The organism is Streptomyces sp. NRRL S-337, from assembly GCF_000720175.1.
GTDB classification, from domain to species: domain Bacteria; phylum Actinomycetota; class Actinomycetes; order Streptomycetales; family Streptomycetaceae; genus Streptomyces; species Streptomyces siderophoricus.
In genome coordinates, this window is the sequence record NZ_JOIX01000006.1 from 91,411 (window position 1) to 115,463 (window position 24,053).

General features: G+C 72.0%; 18 protein-coding genes. 13 read left to right on the forward strand and 5 right to left on the reverse strand.

All coding sequences use genetic code 11. The annotated features are described in order from the left end of the window. Positions 1-305 precede the first annotated feature (305 nt). The 6 genes from IG62_RS0107650 to IG62_RS0107675 all read left to right on the forward strand — a co-directional run bounded on the left by IG62_RS0107650 (position 306) and on the right by IG62_RS0107675 (position 9,184). A complete protein-coding gene (locus tag IG62_RS0107650; RefSeq protein WP_078871871.1) occupies positions 306-1,505 on the forward strand; it encodes a DUF4192 domain-containing protein in 1,200 nt (399 codons plus the stop codon). Positions 1,506-1,720: 215 nt separating this feature from the next. Continuing rightward, positions 1,721-3,721 carry a glycogen debranching N-terminal domain-containing protein gene (locus IG62_RS0107655; protein WP_030799011.1) on the forward strand — a complete coding sequence of 667 codons (2,001 nt, stop codon included), beginning with the start codon at positions 1,721-1,723 and terminating at the stop codon, positions 3,719-3,721. Between the two features lie 47 nt (positions 3,722-3,768). Continuing rightward, complete coding sequence (locus IG62_RS0107660) at positions 3,769-4,533, forward strand: NUDIX hydrolase (RefSeq protein WP_030799012.1); 765 nt, start codon at positions 3,769-3,771, stop codon at positions 4,531-4,533. A gap of 753 nt (positions 4,534-5,286) precedes the next feature. Next, positions 5,287-6,285, forward strand: coding sequence for a FadR/GntR family transcriptional regulator (locus IG62_RS0107665; protein WP_037837937.1), 999 nt, complete (start codon positions 5,287-5,289; stop codon positions 6,283-6,285). 401 nt (positions 6,286-6,686) lie between these two features. After that, the gene (locus tag IG62_RS0107670; protein ID WP_030799015.1) at positions 6,687-8,234 is read left to right on the forward strand and encodes an RNA polymerase sigma factor; all 1,548 of its coding nucleotides are present in this window, start codon (positions 6,687-6,689) and stop codon (positions 8,232-8,234) included. A gap of 140 nt (positions 8,235-8,374) precedes the next feature. After that, the gene (locus IG62_RS0107675) at positions 8,375-9,184 is read left to right on the forward strand and encodes a serine protease (RefSeq protein ID WP_030799017.1); all 810 of its coding nucleotides are present in this window, start codon (positions 8,375-8,377) and stop codon (positions 9,182-9,184) included. 126 nt (positions 9,185-9,310) lie between these two features. Here IG62_RS0107675 and IG62_RS0107680 read toward each other — a convergent pair whose 3' ends face one another. After that, complete coding sequence (locus IG62_RS0107680; protein ID WP_030412880.1) at positions 9,311-9,541, reverse strand: DUF7455 domain-containing protein; 231 nt, start codon at positions 9,539-9,541, stop codon at positions 9,311-9,313. Positions 9,542-9,985: 444 nt separating this feature from the next. Between IG62_RS0107680 and IG62_RS0107685 the strand changes: the two genes are divergently transcribed. The 6 genes from IG62_RS0107685 (at position 9,986) to IG62_RS0107710 (ending at position 16,867) form a co-directional block, all read left to right on the forward strand. Further along, positions 9,986-12,106, forward strand: a complete 2,121-nt coding sequence (locus IG62_RS0107685; RefSeq protein WP_030799019.1) for a DNA gyrase/topoisomerase IV subunit B — start codon at positions 9,986-9,988, stop codon at positions 12,104-12,106. A gap of 157 nt (positions 12,107-12,263) precedes the next feature. Further along, positions 12,264-12,752 (forward strand): hypothetical protein, encoded by a 489-nt coding sequence (locus IG62_RS0107690; RefSeq protein ID WP_030799020.1) that lies wholly within the window; start codon positions 12,264-12,266, stop codon positions 12,750-12,752. Positions 12,753-12,855: 103 nt separating this feature from the next. Next, positions 12,856-13,974, forward strand: coding sequence for a histidine kinase (locus IG62_RS0107695; protein WP_051797727.1), 1,119 nt, complete (start codon positions 12,856-12,858; stop codon positions 13,972-13,974). Next, positions 13,971-14,645, forward strand: coding sequence for a response regulator transcription factor (locus IG62_RS0107700; RefSeq protein WP_030799024.1), 675 nt, complete (start codon positions 13,971-13,973; stop codon positions 14,643-14,645). Before IG62_RS0107695 ends, IG62_RS0107700 begins: the two co-directional genes overlap by 4 nt. 117 nt (positions 14,646-14,762) lie before the next feature. Beyond that, positions 14,763-15,266 carry a DUF485 domain-containing protein gene (locus IG62_RS0107705; RefSeq protein ID WP_030799029.1) on the forward strand — a complete coding sequence of 168 codons (504 nt, stop codon included), beginning with the start codon at positions 14,763-14,765 and terminating at the stop codon, positions 15,264-15,266. Further along, positions 15,263-16,867, forward strand: a complete 1,605-nt coding sequence (locus IG62_RS0107710) for a cation acetate symporter (protein ID WP_030799031.1) — start codon at positions 15,263-15,265, stop codon at positions 16,865-16,867. The genes IG62_RS0107705 and IG62_RS0107710 overlap by 4 nt, the downstream gene beginning before the upstream one ends. 13 nt (positions 16,868-16,880) lie before the next feature. Here the strand turns inward: IG62_RS0107710 and IG62_RS0107715 are convergent, their stop codons facing one another. The 4 genes from IG62_RS0107715 to IG62_RS0107730 form a co-directional block, all read right to left on the reverse strand. Continuing rightward, positions 16,881-17,555: a DUF7342 family protein gene (locus IG62_RS0107715; RefSeq protein WP_030799033.1), complete on the reverse strand. Its 675-nt coding sequence runs from the start codon at positions 17,553-17,555 to the stop codon at positions 16,881-16,883. Further along, a complete protein-coding gene (locus IG62_RS0107720) occupies positions 17,552-19,159 on the reverse strand; it encodes a sensor histidine kinase (RefSeq protein ID WP_234326333.1) in 1,608 nt (535 codons plus the stop codon). The genes IG62_RS0107715 and IG62_RS0107720 overlap by 4 nt, the downstream gene beginning before the upstream one ends. 498 nt (positions 19,160-19,657) lie before the next feature. Further along, complete coding sequence (locus IG62_RS0107725) at positions 19,658-20,602, reverse strand: sucrase ferredoxin (RefSeq protein ID WP_030799036.1); 945 nt, start codon at positions 20,600-20,602, stop codon at positions 19,658-19,660. 424 nt (positions 20,603-21,026) lie between these two features. Continuing rightward, positions 21,027-22,274, reverse strand: coding sequence for a citrate synthase (locus tag IG62_RS0107730; RefSeq protein ID WP_030799038.1), 1,248 nt, complete (start codon positions 22,272-22,274; stop codon positions 21,027-21,029). Positions 22,275-22,430: 156 nt separating this feature from the next. On the opposite strand from IG62_RS0107730, the gene IG62_RS0107735 reads away from it, so the two are divergent. Further along, positions 22,431-23,600, forward strand: coding sequence for a citrate synthase/methylcitrate synthase (locus IG62_RS0107735; RefSeq protein WP_030799039.1), 1,170 nt, complete (start codon positions 22,431-22,433; stop codon positions 23,598-23,600). Positions 23,601-24,053 lie beyond the last annotated feature (453 nt).

Below are 24,053 nucleotides of genomic sequence, written 5' to 3' on the forward strand. Positions count from 1 at the left end.
TGGTCCGTGCACGCAAGAGGCGGCACGAGAAGGGACATCAATGCCAGACGCTCCGGAGTCCGATGAGTGCCGCCTCACCCCCGAGCAAGAGACCCGTGTGGCGCTGGCTCGCGCAGACCTTACCTGCGCCAGGAATGCCGACCTTGGTACGACCGATCCGGCCGGCCTTATCCGTCTCGTCGAGCGCCTCCGCGGCTCGCTGCACGACGCCCTCAACCTCATTGAGGACCTTGTGGGCTGAGTGATCTGCGGGTACTACGGCGAGTCACCTACCCCTCTAGCGGGGTTTCTTCCCGGACGACAGCGTGGTGCTGGTCGCGTTGCACGGTGAGCGCGGACGGTTCGGCGGCCGGGTCCGGCTCGGCATCCCGGCGGACCGGACGCAGTGGTCCGACGTCGCCGACCAGCTCGCCGAATGCCTGATCTCGGCCGGTCAGGAGGGGGCCCCGCGACCCACGGCGATCATCGTCTACCTCTGTCAGGAACCCGCGGAGGGCGAGAACGGCCGGGACGTCAGGGACCGGCTCCAGCCGTTCGCCCAGCGGCTGCGCACGGCCTGCGGAGCGCTCGACGTCCCCGTCCTCGAAGCCCTCTGTCTCTCCAACGGGCGCTTCTGGTCCTACTGCTGCCCCGACTTCCGGTGCTGCCCCGCGGACGGCACCCCGATGGTGATGCCGGGCACGTCCGTGATGGCCGCGGCGGCGGCCTACGCCGGAATGCAGGTGCGCGGTTCGCTCAAAGAGATGGAGGCCAGGCTGCGGCCCCGCACGGGGCAGCGGGCCGCCGAACAGGAAAAGGCCCTGGACGCGGCAGCCCGGGCATTGGTGCCCCGGATGCTCCGCCCGGACGGCGCGGCGATCGTACGGAAGGACACCCTCGATCTGGCCGCCGCAATGATCCACCGCTTCCGTCAGGACACCCCGACGGGCAGCAACCGGGCCCGGGACGCCTGCGACGACGCGCTGATCACCAACGCCGAGGCGGCCAGTCTCATCCTCGGACTCCAGGACCGGGTCACCCGTGACCGGGCGGCCGAGTGGATGGACGGCACGGCCGCCGCCCCCGCCCTCCGTCTGTGGCGGGCCCTCGCCCGGCGCTGCGCCGGAGGCTATGCCGAGCACGCCACGGCACCGCTCACCCTCGCCGGATGGGTCAGCTGGTCCACGGAGGACGGCCCCTCGGCGCGGGTGGCCCTCGGGTGTGCCCTCTCGCTCGACCCCGGCTACACCTTCGCCCAGCTCCTGCACCGCGCGATCAACGAGGGGCTCGACCCGGAACCACTGCGCCGCTGCCTGCGCGAGCAGCACCAGGAAGCGACGAGCGCCGCAGCCTGCGCGCCCGGCTCCGGTGCGAAGCGATCCCCGTCCGCCAAGCGCCCGGCGCCCGGCCGGACCGCGCCCGCCGGCCGCCCTCGGGCACCCCGCGGCGGTACGGGCCCCGGGGCACGTACGACCGGGGGACGTGGCGGGCGGCGGAGCGGTCATGACGACCGGAGCCGGCGGTGACCGCCCGGTCGTTGTGCGGCCGGCGTGACCTGGGCGCCGGCCGGACCGTTCACCTGTATGGCGCAGGCCGTACGAAGCCCCGACGTCACCAGGGAGTGCAGAGCGTGCCAGGCATCGTCCCCACTACCCAACCGGCCCGCAGGCCGTCCCAAGAGCGGCGTCCGGCGCCGCCCCGGACCCCTCAACCACAGCCCGTCCACTCCTCGCTGGTCTGCGTGGCACTGCCGGCCCTCGCGGTGTCCCCCGCGTCGGGGCAGCTGACCGGCCAGGGCATGGACGGCTTCTACCGGGACGGCCGGCGGGTCCTGTCCCACTGCGAGTTGCGGGTCGCGGGCGGTGAACCGCTGGTCGTCCAGGGCCGGATGACCGCCGCCGACCGGGCCCGGTTCGTCGGCACGATCCGCAGAACCGGTGAGCGGGGGCCGGACCCGGACATCCGGATGGAGCGGCTGCGGACGGCCGACGGCACCGAGCGGATCACCTTCCTCAGCAGCGCGACCCGGCCCGTCAGACTGCCGGTGGAGATCCGTCTGCAGACCGACCTGGCGGAGCTTGGAGCCGTCGCCGTCGGCCTCCCGGGCCCCGAGCTGCGCGCCGCCGTCCACGGCTCCGGTCTCCGCTGGTCAGGGCCGGGAGTGCACGCGGTGGTGACCGCCGACCCGCCGCCCGAGGACGCCCTGGCCTCGGCCGGGCTGCTGCGCTGGGAACTCGAACTCCCACCCGGCGGCCGCCGCACCATCGAGCTGCGCGTCGAACTGGAGCAGACCGCCGGACCGGGCAGCGGACCCGCCGGGCACCGTCGCGCCGGGGACGCCCGCATCCCCGGCCCGCGCAGCGGCACCTTCGCGCCGCGCACCCGCGCAGACCGGCCACCCCGCCCCTGGTCGGACGCCCGGCTGGAGTGCGACGACCACCGGGCCGACGCCCTCATGGCGGCCGGTCTGGACGATCTGTACGGCCTGGCGATACGGGACCCGGCCGCGCCCGCTGATGTCTATCTCGCGGGCGGGTTCCCCTGGCGCTGCGGGCTGGCACCGGCCGAGGCGCTGTGGGCCGCCAGAATGCTGCTGCCCTTGGGCACCCGGCTTGCCGCGGGCACCCTGCGGGCGCTCGCCCGTGGCCAACAGGCCGCACCAGGGCCGGATTTCGGCCGAATTCCGGGAGCCCTGCGGGACGCGGGACCGCATGCCCCGCCCAGCTGCACGGGTATCGAGGCGACCCTGCTGTTCCCGGCCGTGCTCGCGGAGGCGCACCGCTGGGGACTGCCCGAGCCGGAGACCGAACGGTTGCTGCCCGCCGCGGAACGGTGTCTGAGATGGCTGCGGATCGTCTCCGACCCGGTGGGCCGCGCCCGCAGCGGCTATATCCCCGATCCGGCGCCCGACGGGCCGTACCGCTGCGAGACCCAGGCCCACGCCCACCGGGCCGCCCTGCTGGGCGCGGATCTCCTCGACGCCTGCGGATCCGCCGACGCCGCGGCGCTGCGTGAGTGGGCCGCGGAGCTGCGCGCCCGGTTCCGCAGGGACTTCTGGCTGGAGGACCGGGCCGGCGGCCGCCCCGCCGCGCTGCTAACCGTCGATGGCCGGCCCGTTCCGTACCTGGGTTCCGCCGCCGCCCATCTCCTCGACACCGGACTGCTCGGCGGTGGCGCCCTCGCCCCGGGTCTGCTGGACGCGGCCCAGACGGACCAGCTGGCGAGGCTGCTGAGCGGGCCGGTCATGGACTCCGGGTGGGGACTGCGCGGACTGGGTGCCAAGGAGAGCGGCTACAACCCGTTCGGCCACCGCAGCGGTGCGGTGCGCGTCCACGAAACGGCGATCGCCGCCGCCGGACTGGCCGCGGCCGGCCACGAGCGGGCCGCCGCAGCCCTGACCCGGGGCGTCCTGGATGCCGCGGAGAGCTTCGGGCACCGCCTCCCGGAGATGTACGCGGGGGAGCAGCGCACGGCCGACGGAGCACCCGTGCCACATCCGGCGGCCTGCCGCCCGGCAGCGGTGTCGGCCGCCGGCGCGGTGCACATACTGATCGCCCTCGCCGGCCTGCGCCCCGATGTACCGGCCGGCACGGTGTCCGTGCGGCCGCTCGGTACGGCCCCGCTCGGCGCGATGCAGCTCACCGGGCTGAGCGTCGCCGAGCAGCCGTTCGCCGTACGGATCAGCAGACTCGGCATGGGGATGGTGGAAGCGGCTGCGGAGGGCCTGCAACTGGGCTCGTGAGGTACTGCGGGCCTGTTTATCGTCAGGCGGACGACTATGATCACGCCATGCCTCCCTACGACCCGTCGGCCTTCCCGCCCTTCGCTGTCACCGTCGACCTGGTCGTGCTCACCGTGCGCCGCCACGCCCTCTGCGCGCTGGCTGTCCGCCGCGGTGAGCCGCCGTTCCAGGGCCGCTGGGCGCTGCCCGGCGGATTCGTCCGGGCCGACGAGGACCTTGAGGCAGCGGCCGCCCGGGAGCTCGCCGAGGAGACCGGTCTGCACGCCCAGACCCCGGCCGGACCCCCGCCCGTGTACGGCGCCCACCTGGAACAGCTCGCCACCTACGGCGATCCGAAGCGGGACCCCCGGATGCGGGTCGTCAGCGTCGCGCATCTGGTCCTCGCGCCGGACCTGCCGGCACCCACGGCCGGCGGTGACGCCCACAGTGCCCGGTGGGCGCCGGTCGAGACCCTGCTGGAGCCGGACGACGCCCATGCCCGCGAGGGCGAGCTGGGGGCCCCGCTCGCCTTCGACCATGCCCAGATCCTCGCCGACGGGGTGGAGCGGGCCCGCTCGAAGATCGAGTACTCCTCGCTCGCCACGGCCTTCTGCCCGCCGGAGTTCACGGTGGGGGAGCTGCGCCGGGTCTACGAGGCCGTGTGGGGGGTGGCCCTGGACCCCCGGAACTTCCACCGGAAGGTGACCGGCACGCCAGGATTCCTGGTGCCGACGGGCGGCACCACGACGCGACAGGGCGGCCGCCCTGCGCAGCTCTTCCGGGCCGGTGGCGCGACGCTGCTCAACCCCCCAATGCTGCGCCCCGAGGTCTGAGTAAGGCCCTCGGCCTTGGCCGCCGCGTATCCGATGGGGGCGACAACGGGCGACTGTTCTCTCCTGTGCGCCGCGCACCGCGGAAACCGACACGATTGAACAATTACGAGAAAATAGGACATATTCCGATACCTTGTCCGGGTGGGTCCGCTCGTCCCGCCGATGGCCGACGTCCGGCCGCGCGCCTGTCGACGGCCCGCCTCCCGCGGCGTCGCGGTCGCTGCGGCCGTCGGGTGCCGGTCGCACCCCGGCCTGCTTCGGCGCCGCTCGCACCGCCCGCATCGTCGGCGTCGCCGCCGGGCGCGCACCCCGATGTCGTCGCCCCCGAGTGGATTCCTCAACTCACCTGCCGGGTAACGCCCGTGGCGCGGAGAGCCTCGTGAGTCGAGGTGCGGAATGGGTCGTCATCCGGTGTGGTGGATGCCCGTTGATGCCGCTGTTCCGGGTGTGAAATTCCCTGTTTTCAAGGAGTGGTTGTGCGGTGGCCGTCAAGTGGCGGTCCGGAATCGACCGCGCCATATCGGTCGTGAGAAGCGGCTCGGCTCAATCCGCAGGCGCCGCGCCGTCGTTGCGGACAACCGGCCCTGGCCTGCGGCGATGTCGCTACGGAGCGCTGTGGCTCTCCGTTCCGGTCGAGTAAGGCGCCTGTTTTGACGCCCTGTTGTTGCGCATGCTGTTCGTAACTCGCCCTGGGCAGCGCATTTCCTTCCGATAAAGCGTCAATTCAGAGATGGGGGGCGATCACCCTTTCGTGTGCTTTTCACCAAAGACCTCAAGGGTGTTCAGGGTGTCGCCGACAAAGGATGCGTGAGTACCCTTGCGCACACCATGATGACCGCGGCTCGCCCCGGCGACACCGGCCTCGCAGGCCCGGGCGAGCTTGACCGCTACCCCTACGCCAACGCCGCCAACGCCGCGAACACCGGCAACACGGTCGGCCCGGAGCGTGCCGAGCGCGTTCCGCAGGTCTGGGACGGCTCCGAGGCCGAGATCGGCCGGGTCGGCCGGCGCGCGGCCGGCAGCCGCGGCCGCGGCCTGCACGGCCAACTCGTCCAGCAGCTCGGCCAGATGATCGTCTCCGGCGATCTCGGCGCCGACCGTCCGCTCGTCCCCGAGGAGATCGGCCAGCGCTTCGAGGTCTCCCGCACCGTCGTCCGTGAGTCACTGCGCGTCCTCGAGGCCAAGGGGCTCGTGAGCGCGCGCCCCAACGTGGGCACCCGGGTGCGTCCGGTCAGCGACTGGAACCTCCTGGACCCCGACATCATCGAGTGGCGCGCCTACGGGCCGCAGCGTGACGACCAGCGCCGGGAGCTGTGCGAGCTGCGCTGGACGATCGAGCCGCTGGCCGCCCGGCTCGCCGCCGGGCACGGCCGGGAGGACATCCAGCAGCGGCTGGCCGACATGGTCGAGATCATGGGCCACTCCGCGGCCCAGGGCGACATCATGACCTTCGGCCGTGCCGACGCGGAGTTCCACTCCCTGCTGCTCCAGCTCGCCGGAAACCGCATGCTGGAGCACCTCTCCGGCATCGTCTCCGCCGCCCTGCACGTCTCCGGCGGACCCGCCGGTGGCTGCGAGCGGCCGGTCGAGACGTCCGTGGGCCAGCACATGAGGGTGGTCGACGCCATCGGCACCGGCGACGCCACGGCGGCCGAATCCGCGATGCGCCAGCTCCTCGCCGCCCATGAGGCGGTCGGCCAGGGCTCCGGGACGCCTGTGGACCACGTCGTCCCCGCGCCCCGCGAGCACTGAAAGCCGTACCCGACCGCGTACGGAACGTAGGCGCCGCGCGGCCCCGTGCCTTGCGTACCTCTCGGGCTGGGCACGCCGTACGCGGCGAAGGCGCACCCGCTCGCCGGATCCGGGGCGTCGACCGGATCCGGCGGCAGATCTCGGGAGGATTGCATGTCATATGACAGGGAATGGGTCGTTATGGGGTGTGACTCGGGCCACGCAGATTGGGCGTAACGCTCTCCCGGGAAGCGCGATGACTTAAGAGGTGATAGCCGAGGAGGGAATACGAGCGGCGTTCGTGACGCTGTTCAACTCCCCGGTTGCCCCTGCGCCGTCGGTCCATCCCCACCGGCGGTCGTCGGCTCCGATCCACACTGGACGGGGTCGGAAGCCGTTTCCATCGTTCCGAGAGGTTGTTCGTGTCGGCCAGCACATCCCGTACGCTCCCGCCGGAGATCGCCGAGTCCGAGTCTGTGATGGCGCTCATCGAGCGGGGAAAGGCAGATGGGCAGATCGCCGGCGATGACGTGCGTCGGGCCTTCGAGGCTGACCAGATTCCGCCAACCCAGTGGAAGAACGTTCTGCGCAGCCTCAACCAGATCCTCGACGAGGAGGGTGTGACGCTGATGGTCAGTGCCGCAGAGGCGCCCAAGCGCACCCGCAAGAGCGTCGCAGCGAAGAGTCCGGCGAAGCGCACCGCCACCAAGACCGTCGCGGCCAAGACCGCCACGGTCAAGAAGACCACCGCCGCCGCCACCGCCCCCGCGGCGGACCCGGCCGGTGAGTCCGAGTCCGCGCCTGCGAAGAAGGCAGCGGCGAAGAAGGCGACCGCCAAGAAGACGGTCGCGAAGAAGACCACGGCCAAGAAGGCCACCGCGAAGAAGACCGCGGCCAAGAAGGACGTCGACGAGCTGCTCGACGACGAGGTGACCGAGGAGACCCCGACCCCCGGCAAGGGCGAGGGCCCCGAGGGCGCCGACACCCCGGAGAACGCCGGCTTCGTCCTCTCCGACGATGACGAGGACGACGCCCCGGCCCAGCAGGTCGCCGCGGCCGGCGCCACCGCCGACCCGGTCAAGGACTACCTCAAGCAGATCGGTAAGGTCCCGCTCCTCAACGCCGAGCAGGAGGTCGAGCTCGCCAAGCGCATCGAGGCGGGCCTGTTCGCCGAGGACAAGCTGGCGAACTCCGACAAGCTCGCGCCGAAGCTCAAGCGTGAGCTGGAGATCATCGCCGAGGACGGCCGCCGGGCGAAGAACCACCTCCTGGAGGCCAACCTCCGTCTGGTGGTCTCCCTGGCCAAGCGCTACACCGGCCGCGGCATGCTCTTCCTGGACCTGATCCAGGAGGGCAACCTCGGTCTGATCCGTGCGGTCGAGAAGTTCGACTACACCAAGGGCTACAAGTTCTCGACCTACGCGACGTGGTGGATCCGCCAGGCCATCACCCGCGCCATGGCCGACCAGGCCCGTACGATCCGCATCCCCGTCCACATGGTCGAGGTCATCAACAAGCTGGCCCGTGTCCAGCGCCAGATGCTCCAGGACCTGGGCCGCGAGCCCACCCCGGAGGAGCTGGCCAAGGAACTCGACATGACCCCCGAGAAGGTCATCGAGGTCCAGAAGTACGGCCGCGAGCCGATTTCGCTGCACACCCCGCTGGGTGAGGACGGCGACAGCGAGTTCGGTGACCTGATCGAGGACTCCGAGGCGGTCGTGCCCGCCGATGCAGTGAGTTTCACGCTCCTGCAGGAGCAGCTGCACTCGGTTCTGGACACACTCTCGGAGCGGGAGGCCGGAGTCGTGTCCATGCGCTTCGGTCTCACCGACGGCCAGCCGAAGACGCTGGACGAGATCGGCAAGGTCTACGGCGTCACGCGTGAGCGGATCCGTCAGATCGAGTCGAAGACGATGTCGAAGCTGCGTCACCCGTCGCGCTCCCAGGTGCTGCGGGACTACCTCGACTAGTCGAACCGCCCGGCCCGTACAGCGCCGTGAGCCCGGTCTCTCCAATGGGGAGGGGCCGGGCTCGCCGCCGTCCGGGTGCGGGGCGCAGCCGTTTGGGTCACTCTGGGTGGGCGACAGCTGTCCCACAGTCAGGAGTCCGTATGCGTCCGACCGCAGGCGCCGCTCTCGGAGCCCTCGCACTGGTCCTCACCCTGCCGGTGCCGGCGACCGCGGACGAGTCGGTGATCGGTGGGAAGCCCACCCAGCTGTCCCAGAGTCCCTGGGCGGTGGCGCTGGCCTCCCACGAGCGCTTCGGGGCCCAGCGCTCCGGTCAGTTCTGCGGAGGGGTGCTGGTGGGGCACTCCACGGTCGTGACGGCCGCGCACTGCCTGAGCAAGGAAGTGCTGGGCGTCCCCTGGCGCCAGGTCCGGGACCTGCGCATCGTGATCGGGCGCGACAACCTCACCGGTGGCGGGGGACAGGAGGTCAAGCCGGCGAAGGTCTGGGTGAACCCCCGCTATGACAGCTGGACCAACGAGGGCGACATGGCCGTCCTCACGCTCCCGAGGCCAGTGCCGAACCGGCCCATCCCGATAGCGGGACGGAAGGACCGGGGCTACCGGCCGGGCAGCCGGGCCACGGTCTACGGCTGGGGAGACACCACGGGCGAGGGCAGCTATGCGTCACGGCTGCGCTCGGCGCACGTCAACGTGCTGCGCGACGTGGTCTGCGCGCGGGCCTATCCGGGCACCGCGGACGGAACGTACCGGTCCCGCTCCATGCTGTGTGCGGGGGAGCCGGACGGCGGGCGGGACGCCTGCCAGGGCGACAGCGGTGGACCGCTGGTCGTCCGCGGACGTCTCGTGGGGCTGGTGTCCTGGGGGACCGGCTGTGGCCAGGCGGGGAGCCCAGGGGTCTACACGCGGGCCTGGGCGCTGCTTCCGGCCGTATCGGCGCACGGTGCGGGCTGAGCCGCCGCGGGGAGCCGGCAGACGAGCGGGGCGCGCGAACGAGAGCGGGCGGCCCCCCGGTGGTGCCGGGGTGACCGCCCGTCTCACGGCGCAAGGCCGCTGCTCGCTCGTCGTGGATGCGAAGTGTCAGCGTTCCTCATCGGACGCGGACGCCGGAGAAGCGTTCAGCCGCTCCGTCTCGTCCTGTATTTCCGCGGCGATCTTCTTGAGTTCTGGCTCGAACTTGCGACCGTGGTGGGCGCAGAAGAGCAGTTCTCCGCCGGACATCAGGACGACGCGCAGGTATGCCTGGGCGCCGCAGCGGTCGCAGCGGTCAGCGGCCGTCAGCGGGCTCGCGGGTGTCAGAACAGTAGTCACGTCGCCTCTTCTCTAGCTCGACGAGCTGTCGTACCAGGGTCAACATCCAACCAGGCCGAAAACGTTCCCGCTCGTGCCTTTTCCTCGAAAAAAATTCTTCGAGGGGGCCGGGTGCTGCCGGGTGGCGGCGAATGAGCCGTATTGCTTGGTGGTCTGATTCACGTTGGGTGCTGGGTCGGTCCCCCCGGCTGGCTTGCCGGTTGTTGATGAGGACGTGCCCGGAGCCTAAATGGTTCATGCCTCGAAGGGAACGTGATGTGCACGTCACTCGGACGTCACCCCAACGAGCGATCGAACGCACGAGCGAAATTCTACTACCATGAGCATGCTTACGGGTGGCGTCACATCGGCTCTACCAGGCCTCGGTACCCTCTGACGGGCGACACCGCCACAACCGAGTCCGCGGAATGCGGACTGCCAGAAATTCAGCGAGGAGCGAACCGCGTGACCGCCGAGATGTCCGTGCCGTCCACCGCAGTGCTGACCGGGGCAGACCGGGACGGTTCCAACTACACCGCGCGGCATCTGCTCGTCCTTGAGGGCCTCGAAGCGGTCCGCAAGCGCCCCGGCATGTACATCGGCTCCACGGACAGCCGCGGTCTGATGCACTGCCTCTGGGAGATCATCGACAACTCCGTCGACGAGGCGCTCGGCGGCTACTGCGACCACATCGAGGTGATCCTCCACGACGACGGGTCCGTGGAGGTGCGCGACAACGGCCGCGGCATCCCCGTGGACGTCGAGCCCAAGACCGGGCTGAGCGGCGTCGAGGTCGTGATGACCAAGCTGCACGCCGGCGGAAAGTTCGGCGGCGGCTCGTACGCGGCCTCCGGCGGTCTGCACGGCGTCGGCGCCTCGGTCGTCAACGCCCTCTCCGCCCGCCTCGACGTCGAGGTCGACCGCAACAGCAAGACGCACTCGATCAGCTTCCGCCGCGGCGTCCCCGGCATCTTCACCGAATCGGGCCCGGACGCCCCGTTCGACCCGGCCAACGGCCTGCACAAGGGCAAGCGGATCCCCAAGACGAAGACCGGCACCCGGGTCCGTTACTGGGCCGACCGGCAGATCTTCCTCAAGGACGCCAAGCTCTCCCTGGAGACGCTGTACGCCCGCGCCCGCCAGACGGCCTTCCTCGTTCCGGGCCTCACCCTGGTCGTCCGCGACGAGCGCGGCCTCGACGGCGCCGGCAAGACGGAGGAGACCTTCCGCTACGACGGTGGCATCAGCGAGTTCTGCGAGTACCTGGCGCAGGACAAGGCGGTGTGCGACGTCCTGCGGCTGACCGGGCAGGGCACGTTCAAGGAGACCGTGCCGGTCCTGGACGACCGCGGCCACATGACACCCACCGAAGTCACCCGCGAACTGGGTGTGGACATCGCGCTGCGCTGGGGCACCGGCTACGACGCCACCCTCCGGTCGTTCGTCAACATCATCGCCACCCCCAAGGGCGGCACCCACGTCTCCGGCTTCGAGCGCGCGGTCACCAAGACGGTCAACGAGGTCCTGCGGTCGAGCAAGCTGCTCCGCGTCGCCGAGGACGACGTCGTCAAGGACGACGCCATGGAGGGCCTGACCGCGGTCGTGACCGTCCGCCTCGCCGAGCCGCAGTTCGAGGGCCAGACCAAGGAGGTGCTGGGCACCTCCGCCGCCTCCCGGATCGTCGCCCAGGTGGTGAGCCGGGAGCTGAAGGCGTTCCTGACGTCCACGAAGCGGGACGCCAAGCAGCAGGCGCGCGCCGTCCTGGAGAAGGTCGTCGCCGCGGCCCGCACCCGCATCGCCGCGCGCCAGCACAAGGAGGCGCAGCGGCGGAAGACGGCGCTGGAGTCCTCCTCGCTGCCCGCGAAGCTCGCGGACTGCCGCAGCGACGACGTCGACCGCAGCGAGCTGTTCATCGTCGAGGGCGACTCCGCGCTGGGCACCGCCAAGCTGGCCCGGAATTCGGAGTTCCAGGCCCTGCTGCCGATCCGCGGCAAGATCCTGAACGTCCAGAAGTCGTCGGTCTCGGACATGCTCAAGAATGTCGAGTGCGGCGCCATCATCCAGGTCATAGGAGCGGGTTCCGGCCGCACCTTCGACATCGACGCGGCCCGCTACGGAAAGGTCATCTTCCTGGCCGACGCGGACGTCGACGGCGCCCATATCCGCATCCTGCTGCTGACCCTCTTCCAGCGGTACATGCGGCCGATGGTCGAGCAGGGCCGGGTCTTCGCCGCCGTGCCGCCGCTGCACCGCATCGAGCTGACCAACCCCAAGAAGGGGCAGGACAAGTACATCTACACCTACTCGGACAACGAGCTGCGCCAGACCCTGCTGGAGCTCCAGCGCAAGAACGTCCGCTACAAGGACAGCATCCAGCGCTACAAGGGCCTGGGTGAGATGGACGCCGACCAGCTCGCCGAGACGACCATGGACCCGCGCCACCGCACCCTGCGCCGGATCAACATCAGCGACCTGGAGGCGGCGGAGAAGACCTTCGACCTCCTGATGGGCAACGAGGTCGCCCCCCGCAAGGAGTTCATCACCAACTCCGCGGCCACTCTGGACCGTTCCCGGATCGACACCTGAGCGCTCCCTGAGCCCGGGCGGGCGTCTCTCCACCCCAGGGTGGAGCGGCGCCCGCCGCGCTTTCCACCCGCTCCCCACCCTGGCTCCGATCCGCGCGGCCGCCACTCTCCGTAGCGTCGGGGACGTCGGAAAACCCCGTCTCCCGGAGGCTCAGGTCATGAGCGGCCTGCTCAACATCGCGGCGATCGTCGCGGCTGTCGTGTTCGTGTTCGTCAAGCAGTTCAGCACCCAGCGGATCACGTCCGAGGGCAGGAAGTGGTGGCTGATCCCCGCCGTCCTGGCGTTCCTGGCGCTGCGTGAGCCCGGCCTGCTGGACCCCGCGCACCGGACCGCCTCCGCCGTCCTGCTGGCCGTGGGCCTCCTGATAGGGCTGGCCTGCGGTGCGGGCTGGGCCTGGACGACGCGCATCTGGACGGACGCGGACGGGGTGGTGTGGACCAAGGGCAGTTGGGCGGCGGCCGGGGTGTGGCTCTGCGCCATGGTGCTGCGCGGCGGCCTGATGGCCCTCGCCGCGGTCCTGGGCGTCCATCAGGGCAGCCCGGCGATCCTGCTCTCGGTCGCCGCGATGCTGCTGGCCCGCACCGGGGTCACCACCTGGCGGGCCCAGAACGTCCAGCGGACGTACGGTGTCCCTGTCGCCGGCTGAGGCCCCGGCGCGCCCCGTAACGCCGTCCACCGATCGAGGACCGTACGTGCTGCCCCCTTCCTTGACGAGCTGGCCGCTGAGGGAGTCGCTGTCGCGGGAAGGCATGAGCGGCGCCCGGTTGTGGATCGGCCGGTCGGTGCGCGTCCTGGTCGTCGCGGGGCTGACGTGGTCCACCGTGGCCGGGCCGCACTTCCGGGGCTGGGCCCTGGTGGCGGCGCTCGCGGGGGTCGCCGCCACGCTCTTGGCGTTCCGCGCCTTCTTCCGTGTGACGCGCGAGCGCCTTCTGTGGCCGTCCGTCGGCCTGTTGGTCGTCCTGGAGGCCGCGGCCTTCGGCTTCTCCTTCGCCGGCGCCCGGACGCCGGCGATCGTCCTGTGGTGCGCCTGCGCCATCACCGCGATGGAGCGGCTGCCGCTGGCCGTCGGCGTGCTGTGCTCGTCGGCCGCGCTCGCCGCGTACGCCGTGATGAACACCGACAGCTGGCTGACGACCACCACGACCACCGCGGGCCTGGCGCTCGCCGGCTACGTCGTCCGTCTCGACGCCGAGGCGCGCGGCAACGCCCAGCGGCTGCTGGCCCAGGAACGGGCGGCCCGCAAGGCCGAGGCGGAGTCGGCGGCACTGGCCGAACGGGGGCGGATCGCGCGGGAGGTCCACGATGTCCTCGCTCACAGCCTCAGCGCCCAGTTGGTGCATCTGGAGGCGGTGCGGCAGCTGATCCAGCGAAGTCCCGACCTGGAGTCGGACCGCGCACAGCTCCTGGAGCGGGTGGTGGCGTGCCGGGGGATGGCCCGGGAAGGGCTTGACGGCACCCGTGAGGCGCTTTCTGCCCTCCGCGGGGAGCTGATCCCGGTCGAGGACTTCCTGCGCCGTCTGACGGCCGCTGAGGGCTTTCGGCTGGATGTGACAGGCGTGCCCCGTGTGCTGCCGGCCGAGGCGGGCCTCGCGGTCCGCAGGGTCGCCCAGGAGGCGCTCACGAACGTGCGCAAGCATGCCCCGGGGGCGCGGGTGAACGTGCGGCTGGACTACGGGGCGGACGACGTGGGGCTCGAGGTGCGGGACGACGGGGGCCGCCGGCGGGACCCGGCACTCTCCGCACTCTCCGTGAGCGGTTCCGGGTACGGTCTGCTCGGGATGCGGGAGCGCGCCGAACTCCTCGGCGGAACGCTGGAGTCCGGCCCCGATGAGGAGGGTTTCGTGGTGCGGTTGCGGGTGCCCGCATGACGGCACGTACGGTGACGCGGGTCGTGGTCGCCGATGACCAGACGGTGGTGCGCGAGGGAATCGTGATGCTGCTGGGGCTGCTGCCGGGCATTGAGGTCGTCGGTTCGGCGGCGGACGGCGAGGCGGCGGTCCAACTGGTCGCCCGGTACGCCCCGGACGTCGTCCTGATGGACCTGCGCATGCCCCGCTGCGACGGGGTCGAGGCCACCCGCCGCATTCGCGCGGAGCACCCCGGCACCCAGGTCGTGGTGCTCACCACCTACGCCGACGACGACTCGCTCTTCCCCGCCCTGCAGGCCGGCGCCCGCGGCTATTTGACCAAGGATGCGGACGGTGACGAGATCGTCCGCGCCATCGACGACGTGCTCTCCGGGGAGGCCGGCCTGTCGCCGAAGATCCAGCGCCGCCTCCTGGAGCGCTTCACCGAACCCGCGCGCACCGTGGCGCAGCCGCCGGCGGAGCCCCCGGACGGGCTGACCGCGCGCGAGGTGGAGGTGTTGCGGCTGGTCGCCGAGGGGTTGTCGAATCCCGAGATCGCCCGCGCCCTGCACGTCTCCACGGCGACCGTGAAGACCCACATCAACAACCTCTTCGCCAAGGCGGGGCTGCGCGACCGGGCCCAGGCCATCCACTACGCGTACCGCCACGGGCTCGCACAGCCGCCCGGGTAGTTCCCGGTGATCCATCACCTGATGGGGTGAAGGGGCGGCAAGCGAGCGTCCGGGATCTTCCTTTCTGTCCACCCTTGGGCGGCACGGACAACCAACCCGTGCACCAAGGAGAGTTCGGTGGACAAGCAGGACGGCCGCTCGGCCGGTGAGCCCGGGGCCGTACGGCTCGACGACACCTGGTACGACGCCCTCGCCCCCGGGTGGGCGGAACCGGCCGGTGCGGCGGACGCGGGGGCCCACGAAGGGGAGGCCGAGGAGCCGCTGGCCACAGGAGGGCCACGGGGCAGCGGGATCCACCCGGGCGAGATCTATCTGGCGGTGCACCGGAGCGGGGCGTTCCAGGAGGTGCGCCGCCGTTACCGGAGCTTCGTCGTCCCCGCCACCCTTGCCTTCCTGGTCTGGTACCTCGCCTATGTGGTGGCGGCGATCGCCGCGCCGGGCCTCATGGCCCGCCAGCTCGTCGGTGCCTTCAACGTCGCGATGGCCGCCGGGCTCGGCCAGTTCGCCACGACATTTCTGCTCGCCTGGGCCTACATGCGGCACGCGCGGCTCCGGCGGGACCGCGCGGCCCTGGAGATCCGCTGGGAAACCCAGGAACTGACCGGGGGGAACGCACGGTGACCGGCGGCCACGAGACCCTCGCCCTGACTCTGGTCAGCGCCTTCATCGCGCTCACTCTGGCGATCACCCTCTGGGCGGGACGCCGCAGGCGTGGCTCCGCGGAGGAGTTCTACGCCGGAGGCAGGCTCTTCTCGCCCATGGAGAATGGTTTCGCCATCGCGGGTGACTACATGTCCGCCGCGTCCTTCCTCGGCGTCACCGGGCTGATCGCCCTGTTCGGCTACGACGGTCTGCTGTATTCAGTCGGTTTCCTCGTCGCCTGGCTGCTCGTGCTCTTCCTGGTGGCCGAACTCGTACGGAACTGCGGGCGCTTCACCCTCGCCGACGTCGTCGCCGCACGGATGCGGGAACGCCCCGTGCGGATCGCGGTCGGCGCGGCGTCCGTCACGGTGTCCGTGCTCTACCTGGTGGCGCAGATGGTCGGTGCCGGCAGTCTGATGGCGCTGCTGCTCGGCGGCGCCGGACCGCGGGCCCGTACCTGGATGGTGATCGGTGTGGGCGCCCTGATGGTGGTGTACGTCGCCTTCGGCGGCATGCGGGCCACCACCTGGATCCAGGTGGTCAAAGCGGTGCTCCTCCTGGGCGGTGCCACGGCCCTGACCGTCCTGGTGGTGATCCGTTTTCACGGGGACCTCGGTGCGCTGCTGAACACCGCCGCCGAACGCAGCGGTCATGGAAAGGCGTTCCTCGCACCGGGTCTCAAATACGGCGGTGGCTGGACCGCGCGGCTGGACTTCCTCAGCCTCGGACTGGCACTCGTCCTGGGGACGGCGGGGCTGCCACACATCCTGTCGCGGTTCTACACCGTGCCCACGGCGCGGGCCGCCCGTCGTTCCGTCGGCTGGTCCATCGGGCTGATCGGCGGCTTCTACCTGATGACCGTCGTGCTCGGCTTCGGAGCCGCCGCCGTGGTGGGCAGCGATGCGGTCCGGGCCTCAAACCCGGCGGGCAACACTGCCATGCCGTTGCTTGCCGTCGACCTGGGAGGCGGGGCGGGCTCCACCGGAGGAACGGTCCTCTTCGCCGTGGTGGCCGCGGTCGCCTTCGCCACCATCCTGGCCGTGGTCGCCGGCATCACCCTCGCCTCGTCGGCCTCCGTGGCCCACGACCTGTACGCCTCACTGCGCCGCCCGCGCGGCACGGTACGGGACGCACAGCGCCGCGAGGTGGCCGTGGCACGCCTCGCCGCGGTCGCGGTGGGAGCCGTCGCCATCGCACTGGCGCTGCTCGCCCAGGACCTGAACACCGCCTTCCTGGTGGGCCTGGCCTTCGCGGTCGCCGCCTCGGCCAATGTGCCGGCCCTGCTCTACGCCCTGTTCTGGCGCCGCTTCACGACGCGGGGTGCCGTCTGGTCCGTCTATGGCGGGCTGGTCCCCGCGCTCACCTTGGTGGTGCTCTCACCCGTGGTCTCCGGAGGCCCGGAATCTCTCTTCCCCCACCTGGACTTCGCCGTCTTCCCGCTGTCCAACCCGGGGGCGGTCTCGATCCCCTTGGGCTTCCTGATGGGCTGGCTGGGAACGCTGCTCTCCCCGGAGGCCGCCGATCCGGCCCGGCACGCGGAGGCGGAGGTGCGGGCACTCACGGGGGCGGGCGCGGTCTAGCTTCCGCCGCGGGTCAGACCCATTCGTAGCGGTGTTCCGGCCGGCCCGTCTCGCCGTATCGGAGGGTGAGGCGGACCCGGCCGGCGCGTTCCAGGAGCTTCAGATAGCGCTGGGCGGTCTGCCGGCTCAGTCCGGCCCGGTGGGCGACGTCCTGGGCCGAGAGCGGGGTGTCCGCGGAGCGCAGCACCGAGCGCACGCGGTCGGCGGTGGCGGTGGAGTGGCCCTTGGGCAGCTCGGCGGAGCCGGCGTTGGCGGCGCCCAACGCGCCGAAGAGCCGGTCCACTTCGGACTGCTCGGCCTGCCCGCCGCCGGCGAAGGTGCGGTGCAGTGCCGCATAGCCCTCCAGCTTGGAGCGCAGACCCGCGAAGGTGAACGGCTTGACCAGGTACTGGAGCGCGCCGTGCCGCATCGCGGCCTGTACGGTCGCGATGTCGCGGGCCGCCGTCACCATGATCACGTCGGTGAACAGGCCACGGCGTCGTAGTTCGCCGACCAGTTGGAGGCCGGTCCGGTCGGGCAGGTAGTGGTCCAGCAGGATCAGCTCTACGGGGTGCGTCTCCAGGGCGGCCAGGGCCTCCGCCGCCGTATGGGCGACACAACTGACCCGAAAACCCTGCACCTTGGCCACATACGCGGCGTTGATCCGTGCGACCTGCGCATCGTCGTCCACGACCAGTACGTCGATCATCGGCCGGCCTCCGTGGCGTCCTCGGTGCGGCGCGCGCCCTGGGGGTCGCCGGCTGCCCCGGCCGGCTCCTCGGAGAGCGCGTCGGGGACCGTGACGGTGAACACGGCGCCGCCTCCTGGGCGTTCGCCCACCACGGCGCTGCCCCCGTAGCGCTCGGCGAGCCGGCGGACCAGCGCGAGTCCGATGCCGCGCTGCCCGTGGGCGGGCGGCTCCTTGGTGGTCCACCCCTCGGTGAAGATCTCGGCCCGACGCTCCTCGGGGACGCCCGGCCCGTTGTCGGCGACGCGCACGACGGCGGTCCGCCCCTCGGTCCGCACCTCCACCTCCACCTGGGCGTCGGGCGCACCGGCAGTGGCGTCCAGGGCGTTGTCGACGAGGTTGCCGAGAACGGTGACCAGGCTGTGCGGGTCGATCAGGCGGTCGGGCAGCCGAGTGCCGGAGGCGATCCGCAGGGACACGCCCCGTTCGGTGGCGACGGTGGCCTTGCCCACCAGAAGGGCGGCCAGCAGCGGATCGTGGATGCGCTCGGTGACCTGTTCCGCGGTGGCCCGGTGGACGCCCACGGCGCGGGTCACGAACTCCACGGCCTCTTCGTGCAGCCCCAGTTCGAGCAGGCCGAGGAGGGTGTGCAGCCGGTTGGCGTGCTCGTGGTCCTGTGCCCGGAGGGCGTCGATGAGACCGCGGGTGCCGTCAAGCTCGCGGCCCAGCCGCTCCAGCTCCGTGCGGTCGCGCAGGGTGACCACCGCCCCGCCGTCGTCGGTCGGCATACGGTTCGCCACCAGCACCCGGTGCCCGCTGACCGCCAGCAGGTCGGCCCCCGAGACGCGGCCGGCCAGCACATCGGTCGTCCGGCCCGGGGGAAGGGCGGCGTCCAGGGGGCGGCCGGTATCCGCGGCGCGCAGATCGAGGAGGCGCTGTGCCTCGTCGTTCATCAGGCGGATCCGACCCTGTCCGTCGAGGGCGAGGAAGCCCTCCCGGATGCCGTGCAGCATCGCCTCTCGCTCGGCGAGCAGCGCGGAGATGTCGGAGAAGGCCAGGTCATGGGTGCGGCGCTGGAGACGGCGGGAGACGAGATAGGCGGCCAGTGCGCCGACGGCGAGCGCGCCGCCCGCGTACGCGAGCAGTTGGGGCACGGTGGACAGCAGCCGCTCCCGCACGCTCTCGTACGCGATGCCGACCGAGACCGCGCCGACGACCTTGCCGTTCTCGTCCCGCAGCGGGACCTTGCCGCGCGCGGAGCGGCCGAGGGTGCCCTCGTCGATCTGCATGACCTCACGGCCGGAGAGCGCGGCGCTGGGATCGGTGGAGACGTGGCGCCCGATCTCGTCCGGATCGGTGTGGGACCAGCGCACTCCGCGCTTGTCCATGATCACGACGTACTCGGCGCCGGTCGCCGCGCGGATGCGTTCCGCCTCGTTCTGGACAGGCCCGTGGCGGCTCGGGCGGGACGCCTCCAGCGCGTCGTCGAGGCGCGGTTCGGCGGCGGTGGTCTGCGCGATCGCGAGCGCCCGGCGCATCGCCTGATCGTCCAGCTGGGCGCTGAGCGGGGCGAGGAACAGGCCGGTCGCCAGCGCGGTGACCCCCGTGGCGATGGCCAGCTGCATCAGCAGCACCTGGGAGAAGACCCGCCGCGGCCAGCCCAGCCGGGGGCGCGTCAGGCGCGGGCCGGTCGTGGTGCGTGCCGTGGCCGTACTGCCCGGGCCGGTCGCTTTGCGCGAGGTGGAGGGGGCGGCGGGAAACGGTGCGGGGCCCGAGGGCTCTGCGGCGCTCGGGCGCGGAACCGACGCTTCCTTCTCGCCCATACGCACGAACAGTAAGCGGGCCGACCGCCGGGCCGGTAATCCCTGCGGCGAGGAATTCGGAGGGTGTCCGGATGGCCACGCGCGGCGCGTCGGCCGGGCCGCGACGGGAGCGGCGGAGTGGCCTGTGGACGGCGAGGGGCGGGCTCGCGGGAGTTATCCACAGGCCTTTCGGTCGCGGAGCGCGAGCACTTACTCTCGCAGAGTCGTCACAGAGCGTGACGGTGACGGTGTCGGAGTCGCCGCCGTCCGTGTCGAGTCCGTGAAGCCGTGAGGTCGCGAAGCCGGGAAGCCGTGAAGGAGTCAGGCCGGATCTGCGGCGGTGAGCGAGGTGACCGCCATCCGCGCCGGAGGAAGGAGGGGTGCGCCGCAGCTGGCGGGCGCGGGAGCGCCGTCGGTGCGCTGTTCGACCGTCACCTGCCAGGTCCGGCCGTCCGTGTGCGCGACCGTGACGGCCCAGGCCGGCCCCGCGCTGCCGGCTGACGTGGCGGCGGGTGCGGACGGAAGGGCCTCGACCCGTACGACGTCGAGGGCGTCCGCGCGGGCCTCACGAATCCGGGCACGGACCGCGAGGTCGGCCGCCTGGGCGGGGCGGTCCCAGGCCGAACGGCCACGGCAGTGGTCCAAGGCGATCCGTCCGCCGCGCGCCGCCTCCACGGCGGACTTGACCAGATGCGCCGAGGCACGGCCATAGGCGTATCCGTAAGGAAGGAGAAAAAGGGTGGGGGAGAAGCGATGGCCGCCCAGGTGGGTGACCTCCCAGGTATCGATTCCGGCGGCGGCGAGGTCCGCGGCCAGTGGCCGTCCGAGCAGGGCGCAGCAACGGTCCCGCTTGCCGTTGGTGCAGACGAGGACCAGCGGGTCGCCGGAATGCGGTTCCCAGATGCCGTGGTGTTCGCCCGCGCCGAGGGCGGCGAAGTCCAGCCCGAGGGCGGCGCCGGGATCGGTGACGGTGGTCGTGCGGAGCCAGGAGCGCCCCGGCGCGGTGTGCGCGAGGAAGAGCCGGCGGCGGGAGACGCCGTGGCGGTCGGCGTGGCGGCCCGGCCGCCGGATCAGGGCGATGCGTACGTCGGTCCCGTCCGCCGCGGCGTTCAGGGCCCGGCCGAGCCCTGGGTCGAGGTGGCTGTCCGTGAGCGCCCTGGCTCCCCAGGGGCCGGTCTGCTCGATGAGCAGCCAGGTGCGGGCGGTGGCCGAGGTCCCGGCGAGCGGTTCGGCCGCGTTACGGGAGGCAGTGGCGCAGGTACTCACGAAGGCGAGCCTAACCTCATGGTTCAGACGGCAGGCACGCCGGACCGCTCGCTCGCCTGCGCGGGAGGGACGGGGGACGAGAAATGACCTCACGCCACGGCGGCAACGCGGGCCCGTTCACGGCTCGCCGGCGGAGGAACGACCGGCCACCCGCTCTCCGTCGCGGCAGGAGCGCCGGATCGCCCAGGGCTGCTCAGGGCGGCTGAGCGAGGTGGGTCGGCGTCGCTCAGGTCGGGGGAGCGAGGTGGCTCGGGGTCGCTCAGGGCGGATGAGCGAGATGGGCCGGGGTCGCTCAGGCCAGCTGAGTGACTTGGCTCGGGGCTGCCCACAGCGGGCGCGCAAGATGGCTGAGGCCTGCTTACGGCTGATGCGCACGACCGCTGGTGCCGGCTCATGGCGGACGCGCAAGGCGGCTTGGGCCCGCTCATGGCAGCGGCTGCGGAGGTCGTGGGCCGTGGTACTGGCCGCTGGGGCGCATGCGCAGGGGGCGCTCGTCGAATTCCTCCAGGGCGTGCGCGATCCAGCCAGCGGTGCGTGCGAGGGCGAAGACCGTTTCGCCCGCCTCGGGCGGCATGCCCGCCGCGACGGTCAGCACGGCGAGTGCCAGGTCGACGTTGGCGTGCAGCTCCGTGTGGCGGGCGGTTGTGGTGACGACCTCGCGGGCGGCCTGGAGGGCGGGTGCGGCCTGCGGTACGTCCGCCAGCAGCCGGAAGAGGACGCCCGCACGCGGGTCCTCACCCGGATAGAGGCGGTGGCCCAGGCCCGGTACCCGGCGGCCGGCCCGCAGGTGATCAGCCACGACGGCGGCCGCGCTGCCCCGGTCCAGGACCTCCAGCAGCGTCCGGTGCGCCAGCCCGCTCGCGGCGCCGTGCAGTGGGCCGTCCAGCGCCCCCAGGCCCGCCGAGACGATCGCGTACGGATGGGCGCGGGCGGAGGCCGCGACCCGGACCGCGAGCGTGGAGGCGGCCAGGTCGTGGTCGATGAGCAGGACGAGGGCTGCGTCCAGGACGCGCAGCGATGCGGGGTCGGCCGGCTCCGCGGTCAGCCGGGCCCAGAGCCGGGGTGCGAGCGGTCCGGTGGCGGAGGGTTCTTCGCCGAGGGCCGGGAGGGCATCGACGAGGGTGGGGATGAGGCTGCGGGCGGTGCCGAGGACGGCCTCCTCGGAGAGGTCGAACCGCAGCGGGTCGGCGGCCGCGGCGGCGATCACCGCGACCCGCAGCCGGTCCATCGGCCCGCTGTGCGGCGGCAGTGCCCGTACGGCGCGGCGGGCCGCGGTCCGGGCGTCCTGCGGGGCGGTGAAGCGGATGCCCCGGCGCAGCACGCCGGTCCACAGCCACTCCGCGACCTCCTCGTAGCTGTAGTGGGCGGCGAGCTCCGCGGTGTCCACGCCACGGAAGTAGCAGTGGTCGCGGTCGATCAGGGTGATGCCGGTGCGGATGCCCAACTCGACGCCGGCGGCGGACGGTTCGCGGCGGCCGCTGCGGCGGGCCAGCGCGTCGACCTCCTTCGCGTCGAAGGTGCTGCCGCGGCTGCCCGGTTCCCGGTGGCTGGTCAGCTGACCGCGGCTGACGTACGCATAGACCGTCTCCGGCTTCACGCCGAGCCGGTCGGCCGCCTCCCGTGTGCTCAGCCGTCGCTCGCCGGTGTCCTGCGCCGTGTCGTGATCCGCCATGGGATCACCGTATCCAGCCCGTCCGTACCCGGACTCATCCATGTCCAGGACCCTCCCGCATTGACCCACGCATTGATTCAATCAATATTGACGAGTATTGAGTCAAGCATAGATAGTCGAATCAATATTGGGGGAGGAAGAGCAAGGAGAGCTGCCATGCCGATCGCCGAGGCGAACGCACCCATCGAGGCACCCCGCGGACTCGCGGGCGTCATCGTCACCGAGACCCAACTCGGTGACGTCCGGGGGCGCGAGGGCTTCTACCACTACCGCCAGTACTCCGCCGTCGAGCTGGCCCGGACCCGGACGTTCGAGGACGTCTGGTACCTGATGCTCCACGGCGCGCTGCCCGACGCGGCCCAGCTGGCGGCCTTCAGGGCCGAGACCGCCGCGCTGCGGCCGCTGCCCGCGGCGGTACGCGACGCACTGCCCGCCCTGGCCCGGGCCGGGGCGCTCGCGGGCCCGCTCGCCGGGCTGCGCACCGCACTCTCGCTGCTCGGCGCGAGCGCCGGTTTCCGGCCGCTGTACGACATCGACGCCGACCGCCGGCGGGCCGATGCGCTCGCCACCGTCGCCGCCGTACCGACCCTGCTCACCGCGCTGCACCGGCTGGCCCAGGGGCAGCAGCCCGTGGAGCCGCGACCGGATCTGGGGCACGCCGCCAACTACCTCTACATGCTCACCGGCGAGGAACCGGATCCACGCCGGGTCCGGGCGATAGAGGCCTATCTGATCTCCACGATCGACCACGGCTTCAACGCCTCGACGTTCACCGCCCGGGTCATCGCCTCCACCGGGGCCGACCTCGCGGCCTGCCTCGTCGGAGCCATCGGCGCGCTCTCCGGCCCGCTGCACGGCGGAGCGCCCAGCCGGGCACTGGACACGCTCGACGCGATCGGCACACCGGACCGGATCGACTCATGGATCCGCGAACGGGTCCTGCGCGGCGAACGGATCATGGGGTTCGGCCATCCCGTCTACCGCACGGAGGACCCGCGCTCACGGATGCTGCGGGGGATCGCCGAGGAGTTCGGCGGGCCGCTGGTGGAGTTCGCCGTCCAGGTGGAGTCGCGCGCCGAGGTACTCCTGGCCGAGCTCAAGCCGGGCCGCGAGCTCCACATCAACGTGGAGTTCTACGCGGGCGTCGTCATGGAGCTGTGCGGACTGCCGCGGGAGATGTTCACGCCCACCTTCTGCGCGGCCCGGGTCGTCGGCTGGAGCGCCAACATCCTGGAGCAGGCGGAGGATTCGAAGATCATCCGGCCGGCTGCCCGGTACGTCGGCCCGCCCCCGCCGCAGCCGTTGCCGGAGGTGGTGCCCAGCTAGTCAGCACCACGAGGTCCCGGGCGGCGGCGGGAGGTCGGCCATGAGGCCGGCGCCGCTGGGCCGGCACGGGGCGGGCGGCACCGGGGCCCGGCACCGGCCCCCGGCACTGTGTCTCGGCACGGGGCCCGGCACGGAGCTCGACACCGGCCCCGCGCTGTGCCTCGGCACGGGACCCGGCAACGTGCCTCGGTACCGGGCCGAGGTGCCGGCCCGCGTTGCGGGTCCTGGCGCCGGGCCAGAGTGCCGGTGCCTGGCGCCTGACCAGGCCAACGAGCCTGACCGAGTCGATGAGCCCGACCAGGCCTATGAGTGACCAGGTCCCGTTCCGGCGTCGGCCGGTCGGCCCCGCTCCCCCCTGCGCCGGACGAGGCGCTCGGTCCGAGCGGCGTATGGCCGGTCCGTTAGGATCGACGGCTCGTCCGCCGCCGGGCCGTGTGGCCCGCCACCCGCACC

Coding starts and splice junctions, on each gene's coding strand:
- IG62_RS0107660 (WP_030799012.1), top strand. CDS start 3,769: ATGCCTCCCTACGACCCGTCGGCCTTCCCGCCCTTCGCTGTCACCGTC.
- IG62_RS0107675 (WP_030799017.1), top strand. CDS start 8,375: ATGCGTCCGACCGCAGGCGCCGCTCTCGGAGCCCTCGCACTGGTCCTC.
- IG62_RS0107690 (WP_030799020.1), top strand. CDS start 12,264: ATGAGCGGCCTGCTCAACATCGCGGCGATCGTCGCGGCTGTCGTGTTC.
- IG62_RS0107695 (WP_051797727.1), top strand. CDS start 12,856: ATGAGCGGCGCCCGGTTGTGGATCGGCCGGTCGGTGCGCGTCCTGGTC.
- IG62_RS0107700 (WP_030799024.1), top strand. CDS start 13,971: ATGACGGCACGTACGGTGACGCGGGTCGTGGTCGCCGATGACCAGACG.
- IG62_RS0107715 (WP_030799033.1), bottom strand. CDS start 17,555: ATGATCGACGTACTGGTCGTGGACGACGATGCGCAGGTCGCACGGATC.
- IG62_RS0107720 (WP_234326333.1), bottom strand. CDS start 19,159: ATGCAGCTGGCCATCGCCACGGGGGTCACCGCGCTGGCGACCGGCCTG.
- IG62_RS0107730 (WP_030799038.1), bottom strand. CDS start 22,274: ATGGCGGATCACGACACGGCGCAGGACACCGGCGAGCGACGGCTGAGC.
- IG62_RS0107735 (WP_030799039.1), top strand. CDS start 22,431: ATGCCGATCGCCGAGGCGAACGCACCCATCGAGGCACCCCGCGGACTC.